We start from the raw sequence: 16,739 nt of genomic DNA on the forward strand, positions 1-16,739 counted from the left end.
CGTGGCCGGCTGCGCATCCCACTATCGGGAATAGACCCCGCTTCGTGCGGGGCCGGGGCCTTCGTGTCCCGTCGGGAGAGGTGTGTTTCATGCGGTTCGAGCGTCGCTACACAACGGCCGGACAATCGCCCTATGCCAGCATCACGTTTCGCAAGGCGCTGAGCGAGATCCGCAACCCGGACGGCTCGGTGGTCTTCCGCCTCGACGGCATCGACGTACCGGAGAGCTGGAGCCAGGTGGCGAGCGACGTGCTCGCGCAGAAGTACTTCCGCAAGGCGGGCGTGCCGGCGCGGCTGCGCAAGGTCGAGGAGAATGCGGTCCCGTCGTTCCTGTGGCGTTCGGTGCCGGACGATGCGGCCCTCGCCGAGCTGCCGGAGGACGAGCGCTTCGTCTCCGAATCCTCCGCCACGCAGGTGTTCGACCGGCTCGCCGGTTGCTGGACCTACTGGGGCTGGAAGGGCGGCTACTTCTCGTCGGAGGACGATGCCTCCGCGTTCATGGACGAGCTGCGCTTCATGTTCGCCCGCCAGATGGTGGCGCCGAACTCGCCGCAATGGTTCAACACCGGCCTGCACTGGGCCTACGGCATCGATGGCCCGAGCCAGGGCCACTATTACTGCGACCCGCAGACCGGCGTGCTGACCAAGTCGGCCTCGGCCTACGAGCATCCGCAGCCGCATGCCTGCTTCATCCAGTCGGTCCAGGACGACCTCGTCAACGAGGGCGGCATCATGGACCTGTGGGTGCGTGAGGCGCGCCTGTTCAAGTACGGCTCCGGCACCGGCTCCAACTTCTCGATGCTGCGCGGCGAGAACGAGAAACTCGGCGGCGGCGGCAAGTCGTCTGGCCTGATGAGCTTCCTGAAGATCGGCGACCGGGCGGCCGGCGCGATCAAGTCGGGCGGCACCACGCGGCGCGCCGCCAAGATGGTCATCGTCGATATCGATCACCCCGATATCGAGTCCTTCATCGACTGGAAGGTCAAGGAGGAGCAGAAGGTCGCCGCCCTGGTGACCGGCTCGAAGGTGGTCTCCAAGCACCTGAACCTGGTGATGAAGGCTTGCACGCAGTGCGAGGCCGAAGGCGACGCCTGCTTCGATCCGGAGCGCAACCCGGCCCTCAAGCGTGAGATCAAGGCCGCCCGCCGGGCCTCGGTGCCGGATTCCTACATCAAGCGCGTCGTGCAATTCGCCCGGCAGGGCTTCACCAAGATCGACTTCCCCGTCTACGATACCGATTGGGATTCCGAGGCCTACCTCACGGTCGCCGGCCAGAACTCCAACAACTCGGTCTCGCTGACCGACGACTTCCTGCGCGCCGTCGAGGCGGATGCCGACTGGACCCTCCAGGCACGCACCACCGGGAAGGCCACCAAGACGCTGCCGGCGCGTGAGCTTTGGGAGAAGATCGGCGAGGCCGCCTGGGCTTCGGCGGATCCGGGCCTGCACTTCAACACCACGATGAACGACTGGCACACCTGCCCGGCGGGCGGGCGGATCCGGGCCTCGAACCCGTGCTCCGAGTACATGTTCCTCGACGACACCGCCTGCAATCTCGCCTCGGCGAACCTGCTGACGATGTATGATCGCGAGACCAAGCGCTTCGATGTCGATGCATTCGAGCACCTCAACCGCCTCTGGACGGTGGTGCTCGAGATCTCGGTGATGATGGCGCAGTTCCCGTCGAAGGAGATCGCGGAACTCTCCTATCGGTACCGGACGCTCGGCCTCGGCTACGCCAATATCGGCGGCCTGCTGATGACCATGGGCCTGCCCTACGATTCGGATGCGGGCCGGGCTCTGGCCGGCGCGCTCACCGCGATCATGACCGGCGTCGCCTACGCCACCTCGGCCGAGATGGCGGCGGAACTCGGGACCTTCGCAGCCTATGACGAGAATGCCGACGCGATGCTGCGGGTCATCCGCAACCATCGCCGGGCAGCCTACGGCGAAAACGAGGGCTACGAGTTCCTGAACGTCGCCCCGGTCGGGCTCGACCACGCCAACATCCCACAGGCGGATCTCGGCGACCGTGCCCGCGCCGCCTGGGACCGGGCGCTGAAGCTCGGCGAGGAGCACGGCTTCCGCAACGCACAGGCCACCGTGATCGCGCCGACCGGCACGATCGGCCTCGTGATGGATTGCGACACCACCGGCATCGAGCCCGACTTCGCCCTGGTGAAGTTCAAGAAGCTGGCCGGCGGCGGCTACTTCAAGATCATCAACCAGGCCGCGCCGGATGCCCTGCGGGCTTTGGGCTACCGCGAATCCGAGATCGCCGAGATCGAGGCCTACGCGGTCGGTCACGGCTCGATGGGTCAGGCGCCGGGCATCAACCCGACGACTCTGCGCGCCAAGGGTTTTTCGGACGAGAAGATCACGGCTGTTGAGAAGGGCCTGAAGTCGGCCTTCGACATCAAGTTCGTGTTCAACCGCTGGACGCTGGGCGACGATTTCCTCATCCAGACCCTGAAGGTCCCCGCGGAAAAGCTGTCGGACCCGACCTTCGAGCTGCTCCCCTTCCTCGGTTTCTCGAAGAAGGAGATCGAGGCCGCCAACACCCATATCTGCGGGGCGATGACGCTGGAGGGCGCGCCCTTCCTCAAGCTCGAGCACTACCCGGTGTTCGACTGCGCCAATCCGTGTGGCCGGATCGGCAAGCGCTACCTCTCGGTGGAGAGCCACATCCGCATGATGGCGGCGGCGCAGCCCTTCATCTCGGGGGCGATCTCCAAGACCATCAACATGCCGAACGATGCCACGGTCGAGGATTGCAAGGCGGCCTATCTGCTGTCCTGGCGCCTCGCGCTCAAGGCGAACGCCCTCTACCGCGACGGCTCCAAGCTGTCGCAGCCGCTGAACTCGGCCCTCATTGCGGATGAGGACGACGAGGCCGATGACGCGCTCGAGGCCCTGATCCAGGCGCCGGCCGCCGCCAAGGCCGCCGCGGTGGCGGAAAAGATCGTCGAGCGGGTGATCGAGCGCGTGGAGCGGATCCGCTCCCGCGAGAAGCTGCCGACCCGCCGGAAAGGCTACACCCAGAAAGCGGTGGTGGGCGGCCACAAGGTCTACCTGCGCACCGGCGAGTACGACGACGGCCGCCTCGGCGAGATCTTCATCGACATGCACAAGGAGGGCGCGACCTTCCGGAGCCTGATGAACAACTTCGCCATCGCGATCTCGCTCGGTCTCCAGTACGGCGTGCCGCTGGAGGAGTACGTGGAGGCCTTCACCTTCACGCGGTTCGAGCCGGCGGGCTTCGTGCAGGGCAACGACGCGATCAAGAACGCGACCTCGCTCCTCGACTACGTGTTCCGCGAGCTGGCGGTCTCGTATCTCGGCCGCGCCGACCTCGCCCATGTCAGCCCCGCCGAGATCGGCGGAACGGTGATCGGCGGCGGCGAGAGCGGCGATACGACCCGCGAGGGTCCCAAGCCCGCCGCGGCCTCCTCGGTCGTCTCCCGCGGCCTGCTCCGCGGCTCGGCCGACCGTCTGACCCTGATCCAGGGCGGCCCGGGCGGTGGAAGCCTGGGTGTCGGTGCCCCGAACGCCGGCCAGACTGCTCCGGCCGGCGGGATCGTCCACGCGATCCGCGGCAGCACGGCGCTGAAGGCCGAGCCGGCTGTCGCCGGTCAGGCCGAGACGATCGCCGACACCCTCCCCTTCGCCAAGGCGGAGCGGACCGTCGCCGACCGGCGCGCCGAGGCGAAGATGAAGGGCTATGTCGGAGAGGCCTGCCCGGAATGCGCGAACTTCACGCTGGTCCGGAACGGCACCTGCCTGAAGTGTGACACCTGCGGCGGCACCACCGGCTGCTCGTAGTCGCCGCGCCTGTCTCGTCAGAACCATCGACGCGGTGTCGCTCCGGCGACGCCGCGTCGAACCGTTTCTGAAGGCGATCGTCAGCGATGGGGTGTCGCCCCGGGATGCGTGGGACCCCGACCTGCCCTGACGCGTTGGCCCGAGGATACCCTCGGAGCGTACGCCATGAAGTTTCCCGCCGGACCTCGATCGGGCTTCGCCCTCGCGTTGCTCTCCAGCGCGGCGCTGATGGCTGCACCCGCTACGGCCCAGGAGCAGCCCACCGGATCAGGGACGCTAACCCAGGTGGCGAGCTTCGACCATCAGGTCACCGGCATCACCGTGAGCAAGGGCGGGCGCCTCTTCGTCAATTTCCCCCGGTGGAGCGAGGATGCCCCCGTCTCGGTCGCCGAGCTGAAGGACGGCAAGTCCGTGCCCTTCCCGGACGCGGAATGGAACGGCTGGCGCAACGCGAAATCCGACACGGTGGACCCCAAGACGCATTTCGTCTGTGTCCAGAGCGTCGTGGCCGACCAGCAGGATCGGCTCTGGGTGGTCGATGCGGCTGCCCCCGCGATGGCGCACGTCATCAAGGACGGCCCCAAGCTCGTCGGGATCGACCTGAAGACCAATCAGGTGGTGAAGACCATCCCGTTCGACGCCAGCACCGTTCTGCAGGCCTCCTACATCAACGATGTGCGCATCGCGCCGGACGGGAAGACCGCCTACCTGACCGATTCGGGCGCGGAGGGCGCGCTGATCGTCGTCGATCTCGACAGCGGCTCGGCCAAGCGCGTGCTGTCCGGCCACGCCTCGACCATGCCGGACAAGAGCGTCACCGTTCAGTACGACGGCAAGCCGCTGCGCCGACCCGACGGACGCGGCGTGAACTTCTCGGCGGACGGCATCGCCCTCTCGCCCGACGGCAAGACGCTGTATTGGCAGGCGATCAAGGGCAAGACGCTCTACAGCCTGCCGACGGATGCGCTCACCGGCTGGGCCACCGCGTCCTTCGTGCCCGAGATGCTGAGCGACCGGACGCTCAGCGGAAAGATCGTCACGGTCGGCGAGAACGGCCCGGCCGACGGCCTGCTGATCGCTCGCAAGGACGGCCGGATGTACGTGACCTCGCCGCAGGACAATGCCGTGAAGGTCCGCGACCTCTCGCAGAACGGGTCGAGCCTCACTACCCTGGTCCAGGATGCGCGATTGCGCTGGCCCGATACGTTCAGCGAGGGGCCGGACGGCACGATCTACGTGACGACCTCGCACATCCAGGATTCAGCCGACTACAAGCCCGGCGCGCCGATCAGCCTGCCGACCGAACTTTGGGCGATCAAGTCCGGCGCGGGTGAAGCGACGGGCTCGACCGGAGGCGCGGCGCGCTGAGGTGCCGCGCTCATCGGGGTGGTGCGGTCTCCGCAGGGCTGCCGAACAGCGGGGTCTCGGCGGCGGCGTTGACGATCACCGCGACATCGCCGGGCAGCAGGAAGCCCTCGGCTTGCGCGGCGCGGGCGGCCACGCCGACCCGGGTCACGTAGTCCTGCTGGGACCTGTACCGCTCCGCCAGTGACGGCAGGCCGGTATCGTTCGCGTCGCGCGTGGGGGCGAAGGGCTGGTAGGCGCCCACCAGTGAGCACGTGAACGTGGTGAGCGGCGCGTTCTGGCCTCCATAGACACCCAGCGGCACCGCTATGTCCGGCATCCGCACGCCGCCGATCGGGTTTCCGTCGGCATCACGCTGCGGCACCTGCACGACCGCGTCCGGCAACGCCTTCGGGGCTTGAAGGACGGTCGGATCCTCCGGCGCGGGCTGGAGCGGCATCAGCCGGGTCGCAGGCGGCGGTGCGTTCCGCGCCACCCATCCGTCCAACCGCTGAAGGGTCGCGCGGGCCACGGGGGCCCAGTCGAGCCGGCCGGGCGGACGCGTGCAGCGATCCGCCTCCAGGACGGTGACGTGCGACGCCCCGGCGACATCGTACATCCGCACGTTGGCGGGCAGCGGCAGATCGGCGGTGCCGTGCGCCCCGGTCCGGCCGAGCGACGCGCGCAGCGAGGCGTAATCGACCGTGGAGTTGAGCAGCATCATCTTGGGCGGCACTTCCCCGCGCGCCTCGACGGTGTGGACGATCTCGCCGATCGTGAGCGGCCCGTCGTTGACGCCCGGATAGTCCGTATCGGCGAAGTTCGGGGTCTTGTCGCCGCTCGAATGCGGCCCGGTGCCGGATTGGAGGATCGGCAGCAAGCCCGCGCCGGAGACGAAGACGTGCATCCCGTCGAACACGCGCCGGCCCTGCGCGACGTTGAAGCCGTGCAGCAGGAACGTCTTGAGGAACCGCCCATCCTGCGACTTGCCGGTGCCGATCGTCCGGTTGATCGCGCCGGCGAGGGGGTTGCGCGTTCCCGTCGAATCGGCCGCCGCATGGGCGAGGAAATCCGCGGTGTCGCGCACGATCGCGAAGCCGACGCCCTCGACGAAACGCCGCTTACCCTCCGGATCGGTAAAGACCGGCAGATCCGCGCCGCGGCCGAGTTCCCAGAAGACCTCCGCGACGGCGTAGCCGCGATCCTCCAGGAAGCCGGTGCCGGGTTCGAGGTTGCCGGACTGCATCGGGAGGGTACGCGGGCTGTTGTAGAGCGCGTTGGCGTAAGCGTTCCCGCGGTTCGGCACGTCGACCAGCAGCGCGCCATTGCCGGCGGCGGGATCGGCCGGGATGAACAGGATGACGCGCGCCGCGTAGGCGACTTTGCCGCCCTTGGTGCGCTCCGCCTTGTCAAGGTCGGGAATGCCGCCGGCGTCGGGCACGAGTTCGCCATGCACCGTTCCATCGAGCCGGACGTATTCCCCGGCCGCGAACGCGCCGTAGGCTTGCCGGTCGGTGATTTCCAGCCGCGTCACCTCGGCTTGCGCAGCGCTACCCCATAACGCGACGGCGAGCAGCGCGACGGCACCCAGACAGCGTTCCATGGCGATCCCTGTGCCGGTCCGGCCTCCTCCGAGCCGGATCCGCCCCGGACCATCGCCGTGGCCGGAAGCCGGTGCAAGCGGAGGGTGAAGCCGCACCATCACTTCTGGGTGCACATGCGGTCGCCTGTCTCCCCGGGAGTCGGGGCTACGGGTATGGCCTGCCTGCCGCGTCAGACGGCCTTGCCGACAAGGCTGCCGATCCCGGCCGTCACCGCCATGGCGAGCGCGCCCCAGAAGGTCACGCGCGCCGTGGCCCGGACCAGCGGCGCGCCGCCGGCGCGGGCGCCGAGGGCGCCGAGCACGGCCAGGAACAGCAGCGAGGCCGCCGAGACCGTGAAAACCGCGATCCGGCCGGGCGACACAGCCGCCACGAACAGCGGCATGGCCGCACCCGCCGAGAACGTCGCCGCCGAGGTCAGGGCCGCCTGGACCGGGCGCGCCGCGGTGAGGTCCGAGATGCCGAGTTCATCGCGGGCATGGGCGCCGAGCGCGTCCTTCGCCATCAGTTGATCCGCGACCTGGTGCGCCAGCGTCACGTCGAGGCCCCGGTCGACGTAGATCCGGGCGAGTTCCTCCCGTTCCGCCGCCGGATCGTCCGCGAGCTCGCCGCGCTCCCGGTCGAGGTCGGCCCGCTCGGTATCGGACTGCGAACTCACCGATACGTACTCGCCCGCCGCCATCGACATCGCGCCGGCCACGAGCCCGGCGCAGCCCGCAACCAGCACCTCGCCCGAACCGGCGGCAGAAGCCGCGACGCCGACGATCAGGCTGGCCGTCGAGACGAGTCCGTCATTGGCGCCGAGGACGGCGGCGCGCAGCCAGCCAATCCGGTTGATCAGGTGCCGCTCGGTATGGACGGGGCGCATCATGGTCACGGGGTCGGCGAGAGCGGGACGCGGACCAAATCCGAATCGTCCCGACCCCGCGGCAGGATACGGCTCCCCTTCGCGCTCAGGAACCAGAGGCCAGCGGTTTCGTCGCCCGGTCGCCGGGGTCTCACGAGACCGCGCGCGAGGAGGGACCGGACGGTCCGCATTTCCCAGGGCTTGGGCGACGGCAGGGCACCGTCACGGTCCAACCGGCGCAGCATCAACTGCTGTCCCGGAGTGAGGGCGCGCCAGGCCGGAGACGATTCGAAATCGGACATCGCAGATTGGAACTAATCCAATGTATGATGTCATGGCAAGGTGATCGATGAGGTGGCTCGCTGGGAATTGATATCGTGCTGCCATGGCCGGTGAGAGCGCTCTCCGCCGAAGTGGACACCGATTCGGCGCACGAGGGCGCGTCACAACAAGGACTGAAAGCCACGCGCGATCGCTACGCACACGGCACTCGACAGTGCCCGGTTGCATCCAACCCTCCACCTCATCCTGAGGTGCCCGCGTCAGCGGGCCTCGAAGGAGGGCTCAGGGGATCGCAGCGCCTTCTGGAGGGCTCCTTCGAGGCCTCCGCTGCGCTCCGCCACCTCAGGATGAGGGGGAGGGTGGGATGACCGATCGGCCGATTTCGGTCTGTGTCGTGTACCGTGCGCTACGCGGTCGGGCACCGATCTAGATGATCTTCGACGGCACCGCGTGACGCCCATCCCGCGCCAGCCAAAACCGAAAATCCTTATGCGATCCTGAGATGGACGCACCCGGTCGTGGCTCGAACCCTAACGCGGTTTCCGGGCACTCTCCAGGACGGCCAAGGCCGGTCGCGGAGCCTCCGCGGCCGGTCCGCCGGACCGGACCCGACCACCATGCTCGACATCGTCTTCATCGCCGGCGGTCTCGCTTTCTTCGCGGCCTCCGCCGGCTACGCCGCCCTCTGCGACCGGCTCTGAGGGAGGCCGCCATGACCCTCGACCTCGCCCTCGGCGCCTGCGTGACCGCCGGCCTCCTCGTCTACCTCACCTACGCCCTCGTCCGCCCCGAGCGGTTCTGAGCGGCCCCGCAGGACCCTTTCCCATGACTCTCAACGGCTGGATCCAGATCGCGCTGTACTGCGCGGTCGTTCTGGCGCTCGTGAAGCCCCTCGGGTCGTACATGACCCGCGTCTTCACCGGCGAGCGCACCTTCCTTTCGCCCGTGCTCGGCCCTGTCGAGCGCGGGCTCTACCGCGTGTCCGGCATTGATGCCCGCCAGGAGCAGCACTGGCTCGCCTATATGGGCGCGGTCATCCTGTTCCACGTGCTGGGTTTCGCGGTGCTCTACGCGATGCTGCGGCTGCAGGCGGTCCTGCCGCTCAACCCGGCCGATCAGGCCGCGGTCGCACCGGACCTCGCGTTCAACACGTCGACCAGCTTCATCACCAACACCAACTGGCAATCCTACGGCGGCGAGACCACGCTCTCGTACCTGTCGCAGATGCTGGGGCTGACGCACCAGAACTTCCTGTCGGCGGCGACCGGCATGGCGGTGGCGGTGGCGCTGATCCGTGGTTTCGCGCGCGCCTCCACGGGCACGATCGGCTCGTTCTGGGTCGATGTGACCCGCGCGACCCTCTACGTGCTGCTGCCGATCTGCGTCCCCTACACGCTGTTCCTGGTCTGGCAGGGCATGCCGCAGACGCTCTCGCCCTACGTGGACGCGACGACCCTGGAGGGCGCCAAGCAGACGATCGCGCTGGGCCCGGTGGCGAGCCAGGTGGCGATCAAGATGCTCGGCACCAACGGCGGCGGGTTCTTCAACGCCAACGCCGCGCACCCGTTCGAGAATCCGACCGCCCTGTCGAACTTCGTCCAGATGGTCTCGATCTTCGTGATCGGCGCCGCGCTCACCAACGTGTTCGGCCGCATGGTCGGCGACGAGCGCCAGGGCTGGGCGATCCTCGGTGCCATGGGCCTGCTCTTCGTGGCCGGCGTCGCCGTCACCTACTGGGCCGAGGCCAACGGCGGCTCCGTGCTCAACAGCTTCGGGCTGACCGGCGGCAACATGGAGGGCAAGGAGACCCGCTTCGGCATCGCGGCCTCCGCGTTGTTCGCGGTGATTACCACGGCGGCGTCCTGTGGCGCGGTCAACGCCATGCACGACTCGTTCACGGCGCTCGGCGGCCTGGTCCCGCTGCTCAACATGCAGCTCGGCGAGATCATCATCGGTGGCGTCGGTGCCGGCCTCTACGGAATGCTGATCTTCGTCATCGTGGCGATCTTCGTGGCGGGCCTGATGGTCGGCCGCACCCCCGAATACCTCGGCAAGAAGATCGAGGCGAAGGAGGTGAAGATGGCCATGCTCGGCATCCTCTGCCTGCCGCTGATGATGCTGGGCTTCACGGCGCTCGCCACCGTCATCCCGGCGGGTCTTGCCGGTCCGGCCAATGCCGGCCCGCACGGCTTCACCGAGATCCTCTACGCCTACACCTCGGCGGCGGCCAATAACGGCTCGGCCTTCGGCGGGCTGACGGCCAACACGCTGTTCTACAACAGCACGCTGGCGATCGGCATGCTGGTCGGTCGGTTCTTCGTGAAGATCCCGGTGCTGGCCATCGCGGGCTCGCTCGCGGCCAAGAAGCGGGTACCGGCCTCGGCGGGGACGCTCCCGACCCATGGCGGTCTGTTCGTCGGGCTGCTCGTCGGCGTGATCCTGATCATCGGCGGCCTGACCTTCTTCCCGTCCCTGGCGCTCGGCCCCGTGGTCGAGCACCTCGCCGGGTCGGACGGCCAGACCTTCGCGGCGGGGGGCTGAGATGCCGCGCGCCCTGCCCTCGCGGCGCATGCCGCGCCACCGGCTCATGCTGCATCGGCCACCGCCCCGGCGGAGCCAATCCCAGCCGGTGCGGACCTCGGACCTCGTGCTGGCGCTCCTCGGCGTCGTGCTGCTCGGCGGCTTCGCCCTGCTGGCGGCCTACGCCCTGACCAGCGGCCTGCTGGCCCCCTGACCCCGACAGCGCCCGGCGCCTCGCGCCGGGCCTCCCGCCTCCCTCCGGACACCCCCCATGTCGCGTCAGACATCCTCCCTGTTCAGCGCCGCCCTGATCGGGCCGGCCCTCCTCGGCTCCGTCCGAAAACTCGATCCCCGGGCCATGATCCGAAACCCGGTCATGTTCGTGGTCGAGGTCGTGGCCGCCCTCACCACCGTGCTGTTCGTCCGCGATCTCGCCACCGGCGGCAGCGATCTCGCCTTCTCCGGCCAGATCATCCTGTGGCTGTGGTTCACCCTGATCTTCGCCAACTTCGCCGAGGCGCTTGCCGAGGGCCGCGGCAAGGCCCAGGCCGACAGCCTGCGGCGCACCCGCACCGAGATGACGGCCAAGCGCCTCACCGGCAGCGACCTCAAGACCCTCGGCCGGGCCTACGAGATGGTGCCTGGCACGAGCCTCAAGGTCGGCGACGTGGTGCTGGTCGAGGCCGGCGACCTGATCCCCTCCGACGGCGAGGTCATCCAGGGCGTGGCCTCCGTCAACGAGGCCGCCATCACGGGCGAATCCGCCCCGGTGATCCGCGAATCCGGCGGCGACCGCTCGGCGGTGACCGGCGGCACGCAGGTTCTCTCCGATGAGATCAGGGTCCGCATCACCGCGGCCGCGGGCTCGACCTTCGTCGATCGCATGATCGCGTTGGTCGAGGGCGCCGCACGGCAGAAGACCCCGAACGAGATCGCCCTCAACATCCTGCTCGCCGGGCTGACCCTCGTCTTCGTCTTCGCAGTGGCCTCGATCCCGAGTTTTGCGAGTTACGCCGGTGGTTCGATTCCGGTGATCGTGCTGGTCGCCCTGTTCGTCACGCTGATCCCGACCACGATCGGCGCCCTGCTCTCGGCGATCGGCATCGCCGGCATGGACCGGCTGGTGCGGTTCAACGTGCTCGCCATGTCGGGCCGCGCCGTCGAGGCCGCGGGCGACGTCGACACCCTGCTGCTGGATAAGACCGGCACCATCACGCTGGGCAACCGCCAGGCCACCGAGTTCCGCCCGGTCCGGGGCGTCTCTGAGCAGGACTTGGCCGACGCGGCGCAGCTCGCGTCGCTCGCCGACGAGACGCCGGAGGGCCGCTCCATCGTGGTGCTCGCCAAGGAGAAATACGGCCTCCGCGCCCGCGATATGGCCGGGCTCAATGCCACCTTCGTGCCGTTTACCGCGCAGTCGCGCATGTCGGGCGTCGATCTGGACGGCGCCTCCATCCGCAAGGGCGCGGTCGATGCGGTGATCGCCTCGCTCTCCGGCCAGCCGGTTCCGAGCCGCGGCTCCAATGCGGCGCTGGCCTTCCAGAGCGCGGCCGAGAGCCAGGCGGCCATCGAGATCCGGGCCATCGCCGAGACGATCGCCAAGGCCGGCGGCACGCCGCTCGCGGTGGCCCGCGACGGGCAGCTGCTCGGCGTGGTCTACCTGAAGGATATCGTGAAGGGCGGCATCCGCGAGCGCTTCGCGGAGCTGCGCCGCATGGGCATCCGCACGGTGATGATCACCGGCGACAACCCGATGACCGCGGCGGCGATCGCTGCCGAGGCCGGCGTCGACGATTTCCTCGCCCAGGCCACCCCGGAGGACAAGCTCGCGCTGATCCGCCAGGAACAGGCGGACGGCAAGCTCGTCGCCATGTGCGGCGACGGCACCAACGACGCCCCGGCCTTGGCCCAGGCCGATGTCGGCGTCGCCATGAACACCGGCACGGTGGCGGCCCGCGAGGCCGGCAACATGGTCGACCTCGACAGCGACCCGACCAAGCTCATCGAGATCGTCGGCATCGGCAAGCAGCTGCTGATGACCCGCGGTGCGCTGACGACCTTCTCCATCGCCAACGACGTCGCGAAGTACTTCGCGATCATTCCGGCGATGTTCCTCGGGCTCTATCCGCAGCTTCAGGCGCTCAATGTGATGCATCTCGCCTCGCCGCAGAGCGCGATCCTGTCGGCGATCATCTTCAATGCGCTGATCATCGTGGCGCTGATTCCGCTCGCCTTGCGCGGCGTGACCTATCGCGCCGTCGGTGCGGCCGCGCTGCTGCGCCGGAACCTGCTGATTTACGGGCTCGGCGGCGTCCTCGTGCCCTTCGTCGCCATCAAGGTCATCGACCTCGCCGTCTCGGCCCTCCACCTCGCTTGAACCGGTCCCCCGGAGACCCACCATGCTCAGACAGCTTCGCCCTGCCCTAGTCCTGCTCACCGCGCTCACGGTGATCACCGGCCTCGCCTATCCCCTCGCCATGACCGGTCTCGCGGGGGCAATCCTCCCCGCCAAGGCCGCCGGCAGCCTGATCGAGCGCAGCGGCACGACCGTCGGGTCCAGCCTGATCGGGCAGAATTTCACCCGCGGCGGCTACTTCCACGGCCGCCCCTCGGCCACCACCGCAACCGATCCCGACGACGCCTCCAAGACGGTGCCGGCGCCCTACAACGCCGCCAATTCTTCGGGCTCGAATCTTGGGCCCACCAGCGCGGCTCTGGCCGAGCGGGTGAAGGGCGACCTCGAGACGCTGAAGGCCGAGAACGCCGCCGCGCCGGTGCCGGTCGATCTGGTCACGACCAGCGGCTCTGGCCTCGACCCGGACATCTCGCCGGAGGCCGCCTACTTCCAGGTGCCGCGCGTCGCCAAGGACCGCAAGATCGCTGAGGATAAGCTGCGCGATCTGGTGGCATCCCATGTCGAGGGCCGCACGCTCGGCCTGCTCGGCGAGCCGCGCGTGAATGTCCTCGCCCTGAACCTCGCCCTGGACGGTCTCGCCCACCCGTAAGGCGCACTATAGAGGAATTATGCCCGAGCCCGGCCGCGATCCGAACCGCCCCTCCCCCGACGCGCTCCTCGAAGCGGCGCGCCGGGAAGAGCGGACCTGCGGCCGGCTCAAGGTCTTCCTCGGCGCCGCTCCCGGCGTCGGCAAGACCTACGAGATGCTGACCATCGGGCGCGCCCGCCTGAAATCCGGGACCGATGTGGTGATCGGCGTGGTCGAGACCCACGGCCGCGCCGAGACCGAGGCCCTGGTCGACGGCCTCGAGACGATCCCCCGCCGGCCCGTGCCGTATCACGGCGCGGTCCTGAAAGAGATGGATCTCGACGCGCTGCTCGCCCGCCGGCCGGCGCTCGCGCTGGTGGACGAACTCGCCCACACCAACGCGCCGGGCTCGCGCCACCCGAAGCGCTATCAGGACGTCGAGGAACTGCTCGATGCGGGCATCGACGTCCTGACGACGCTCAACATTCAGCATGTCGAGAGCCTCAACGACGTGGTGGCCTCGATCACCCGCATTCGCGTGCGCGAGACCGTGCCGGACGGCGTCCTCGACCGGGCCGACGACATCGAGGTGGTCGATCTCAACCCCGACGACCTGATCCAGCGCCTGAAGGACGGCAAGGTCTACGTTCCGACCAACGCCGAGCGCGCCCTCAAGCACTACTTCTCTCGCGGCAACCTGACGGCCCTGCGGGAACTGGCACTGCGGCGCACCGCCGACCGGGTCGACGACGAATTGCTGGGCCACATGCGGGCCAACGCCATCGCGGGCCCCTGGGCGGCCGGCGAGCGCGTGCTGGTCTGCGTGAATGAGGATCCCAGTTCATCGGGCCTCGTCCGCTACGCCAAGCGCCTCGCCGACCGACTGCACGCCCCCTGGACGGCACTCGTGATCGAAGGCGCCCGGGCGGCCTCCCTCCGAGAGGCGGAACGTGACCGGATCGCCCAGGCTCTCCGGCTGGCCGACCGGCTCGGGGGCGACGCCGTCACCCTGCCGGGCGGCCGGCGCATCGCCGACGACGTGCTCGACTACGCCCGCTCGGCCAACGTCAACCACATCATCGTCGGCAAGGCGAGCCGATCCTGGCTGTTCGAGCTCATCAACGGCTCGGTGGTCCATGACCTCGTGCGCCTGAGCGGCAACATCAGCGTCCACGTCGTTCGGGGCGAGTCCGTCCCGGACGAGCGGCAGCCCCGCCGGGCGATCACGGTCGCGCCCTCGGGCTCCGGCTTCGACATCAGGCCCTACGGCATCGCCATCGCGGCCATCGCGGCCGGTCTTGGGGCGGCCATCCTGGCGCAGCCATATGCGGGCATCGAGAACGCCGACCTGTTCCTGCTCACCGCCGTCGTGGCGGTGGCGGTGCGCTGGGGTCTCGGTCCGGCGCTGGCCGCAGTCGTGGCGGCCTCACTATCCTACAACTTCTTCTTCCTGCCGCCGGTCTACACCCTGACGATCGCCGATCCGACCAATGTCGCGGCCTTCCTGCTTTTCACCCTGGTGGCCGTGCTGGTCTCGAACCTCGCGGCCCGCGCCCGGCGGGTCGCGGTGGTAAGCCAGGGCCGCGCGCGGGCGACGGAGCGGCTGTTCGGCTTCTCGCGAAAGCTCGCCGCCTGCGGGACGCTGGACGATGTCCTCTGGGCGACCTGCGCCCAGGTGGCGGCGATGCTGAAGGTCCGCGTCGTGCTGCTCCTGCCCGACGGCAAGGCCGTCACCGTCCGGGCCGGCTACCCGCCGGAGGACATGCTAGAGGCAGCCGACGTGGCGGCGGCCCAATGGGCATTCGACAACGACAGGCCGGCCGGCCGAGGTGCCGACACGCTGCCGGGCGCCAAGCGCCTGTTCTTGCCGATGCGCACGGGACGCGGCACGATCGGTGTGATCGGTCTGGACGCGGACGGGACCGGGCCGATCCTGACGCCGGAGGCCCGCCGCCTCCTCGACGCCCTGGCCGATATGGGGGCGCTCGCCATCGAGCGGGTCCGCCTCGTGGAGGATCTCGACCGGGCCGAGCGCGCCGCCGAGACGGACCGTCTGCGACAGGCGCTGCTTACCTCGATCAGTCACGACCTGCGCACGCCGCTGGCCTCGGTGCTGGGGGCGGCCAGCACGCTGCGCGACCTCGACGCCGCCCTGGCGCCGGACGCGAAGTCGGAGTTGCTCGGCACCATCATTGAGGAAGCGGAACGATTGAACCGCTTCATCGCCAACCTGCTCGACATGACCCGTCTGGAGGCCGGCGCGGTGGCGCCGAATCTTTCGGCGCAGGATGTCGGGGAGACCGTCGATACCGCGCTGCGGCGGACCCAGAAGGTCCTCGCGGAGCACCACGTCGCGGTCGATGTCGCCCCCGATCTGCCGACCTTGGCGCTCGATCCGGTCCTGTTCGAACAGGTTCTCGTCAACCTCCTCGACAACGCGGCCAAATACGCGCCGGACGGCTCGACCGTGACGGTCCGGGCGGTGCGCGAAGGGACGACGGTGCATCTCACCGTCCTGGACGAGGGGGATGGCCTGCCAGAGGCCGATACCGAGCGGGTGTTCGACAAGTTCTACCGGGCTCGCAAGGGCGATCGGGTTCGGGCTGGAACCGGGCTGGGCCTGGCCATCGCCCGCGGCTTCGTCGAGGCGATGGGCGGTACGGTCACAGCTTTGAATCGCCGCGACCGGAGCGGGGCCTGCTTCAGCATCATCCTGCCGATACCGACGCGGGTCGCCTCCAAAGGCATCGCGGCGTAAGCCTGCCGATGGACCTGCGGCTTGGCCGAGAGGGGCCGACCTTGCGGCTACGGGCTGACGAACAGGATTTCACGATGTCCCTCACCATACGAACTGCGCGGCCATGACCGTCGACGAGATCCTGGCACCCGCCGACGCACTGATCGGTCTGCGCAGCGCCGGCAAGATCCCACTCCTCGACGATCTGGCCCGACGGGCAGCCGGCACGCTCGGGATCGATGTGACGGCAATCCTCCCGGCCCTGCTTCGGCGCGAGGATCTCGGGTCCACGGGGATCGGGGATGGCATCGCGCTGCCCCATTCCCGGCTGGACGCCGTCCAGCGCCCCTACGGGATGCTCGCCCGGCTGCGCGAGTCGATCGACTTCGACGCCGTGGATGACCGGCCGGTCGATCTCGTCTTCCTGCTGCTTCTTCCCTCGGGTGCGGAAGGCGAGAACCTGAACGCCCTCGCCTGCGTGGCGCGCCGCTTGCGCGACCCCGAGACCGCCGCTGCGCTGCGTCGCGCCCGGGATGCACGGAGCCTGCATGCCGCAGCGAGCGGCCGGAGCCTTACGGAGGCGTGATGCGACGCCCTGGGCTG

General features: G+C 69.0%; 12 protein-coding genes. 10 read left to right on the top strand and 2 right to left on the bottom strand.

Annotation, left to right across the window (positions count from 1 at the left end; translation table 11 throughout):
- Positions 1-89: 89 nt before the first annotated feature.
- Positions 90-3,821, top strand: coding sequence for a vitamin B12-dependent ribonucleotide reductase (locus tag MKK84_RS15040; protein WP_243920970.1), 3,732 nt, complete (start codon positions 90-92; stop codon positions 3,819-3,821).
- Positions 3,822-3,986: 165 nt separating this feature from the next.
- The gene (locus MKK84_RS15045) at positions 3,987-5,189 is read left to right on the top strand and encodes a major royal jelly family protein (protein ID WP_243920971.1); all 1,203 of its coding nucleotides are present in this window, start codon (positions 3,987-3,989) and stop codon (positions 5,187-5,189) included.
- 10 nt (positions 5,190-5,199) lie between these two features.
- Here MKK84_RS15045 and MKK84_RS15050 read toward each other — a convergent pair whose 3' ends face one another.
- Together MKK84_RS15050 and MKK84_RS15055 are read right to left on the bottom strand one after the other, a co-directional pair.
- Positions 5,200-6,768, bottom strand: coding sequence for an alpha/beta hydrolase domain-containing protein (locus MKK84_RS15050; protein ID WP_243920973.1), 1,569 nt, complete (start codon positions 6,766-6,768; stop codon positions 5,200-5,202).
- A gap of 170 nt (positions 6,769-6,938) precedes the next feature.
- Positions 6,939-7,634 (bottom strand): VIT family protein, encoded by a 696-nt coding sequence (locus MKK84_RS15055; RefSeq protein ID WP_243921349.1) that lies wholly within the window; start codon positions 7,632-7,634, stop codon positions 6,939-6,941.
- 779 nt (positions 7,635-8,413) lie between these two features.
- On the opposite strand from MKK84_RS15055, the gene MKK84_RS15060 reads away from it, so the two are divergent.
- From MKK84_RS15060 to MKK84_RS15095, 8 genes are all read left to right on the top strand, one after another.
- Complete coding sequence (locus tag MKK84_RS15060) at positions 8,414-8,596, top strand: hypothetical protein (RefSeq protein ID WP_243920975.1); 183 nt, start codon at positions 8,414-8,416, stop codon at positions 8,594-8,596.
- Between the two features lie 11 nt (positions 8,597-8,607).
- On the top strand, positions 8,608-8,697 hold the full coding sequence (locus tag MKK84_RS15065; RefSeq protein ID WP_020091582.1) for a K(+)-transporting ATPase subunit F: 90 nt from the start codon (positions 8,608-8,610) through the stop codon (positions 8,695-8,697).
- A 23-nt stretch (positions 8,698-8,720) separates the two neighbouring features.
- Entirely contained in the window at positions 8,721-10,436 is a 1,716-nt protein-coding gene (kdpA, locus tag MKK84_RS15070; protein WP_243920976.1) for a potassium-transporting ATPase subunit KdpA, read from the top strand.
- Between the two features lies 1 nt (position 10,437).
- Positions 10,438-10,629, top strand: a complete 192-nt coding sequence (locus MKK84_RS15075) for a hypothetical protein (RefSeq protein ID WP_243920978.1) — start codon at positions 10,438-10,440, stop codon at positions 10,627-10,629.
- A gap of 57 nt (positions 10,630-10,686) precedes the next feature.
- A complete protein-coding gene (gene kdpB / locus MKK84_RS15080) occupies positions 10,687-12,792 on the top strand; it encodes a potassium-transporting ATPase subunit KdpB (RefSeq protein WP_243920979.1) in 2,106 nt (701 codons plus the stop codon).
- A 22-nt stretch (positions 12,793-12,814) separates the two neighbouring features.
- Entirely contained in the window at positions 12,815-13,420 is a 606-nt protein-coding gene (locus MKK84_RS15085; protein WP_243920981.1) for a K(+)-transporting ATPase subunit C, read from the top strand.
- 19 nt (positions 13,421-13,439) lie between these two features.
- A complete protein-coding gene (locus MKK84_RS15090) occupies positions 13,440-16,157 on the top strand; it encodes a sensor histidine kinase (protein ID WP_243920983.1) in 2,718 nt (905 codons plus the stop codon).
- 103 nt (positions 16,158-16,260) lie between these two features.
- Positions 16,261-16,722, top strand: coding sequence for a PTS sugar transporter subunit IIA (locus MKK84_RS15095; RefSeq protein ID WP_243920985.1), 462 nt, complete (start codon positions 16,261-16,263; stop codon positions 16,720-16,722).
- The last annotated feature ends 17 nt before the right edge of the window (positions 16,723-16,739 follow it).

The sequence above is a fragment of the Methylobacterium sp. E-065 genome (genome assembly GCF_022829605.1).
Lineage (GTDB): Bacteria > Pseudomonadota > Alphaproteobacteria > Rhizobiales > Beijerinckiaceae > Methylobacterium.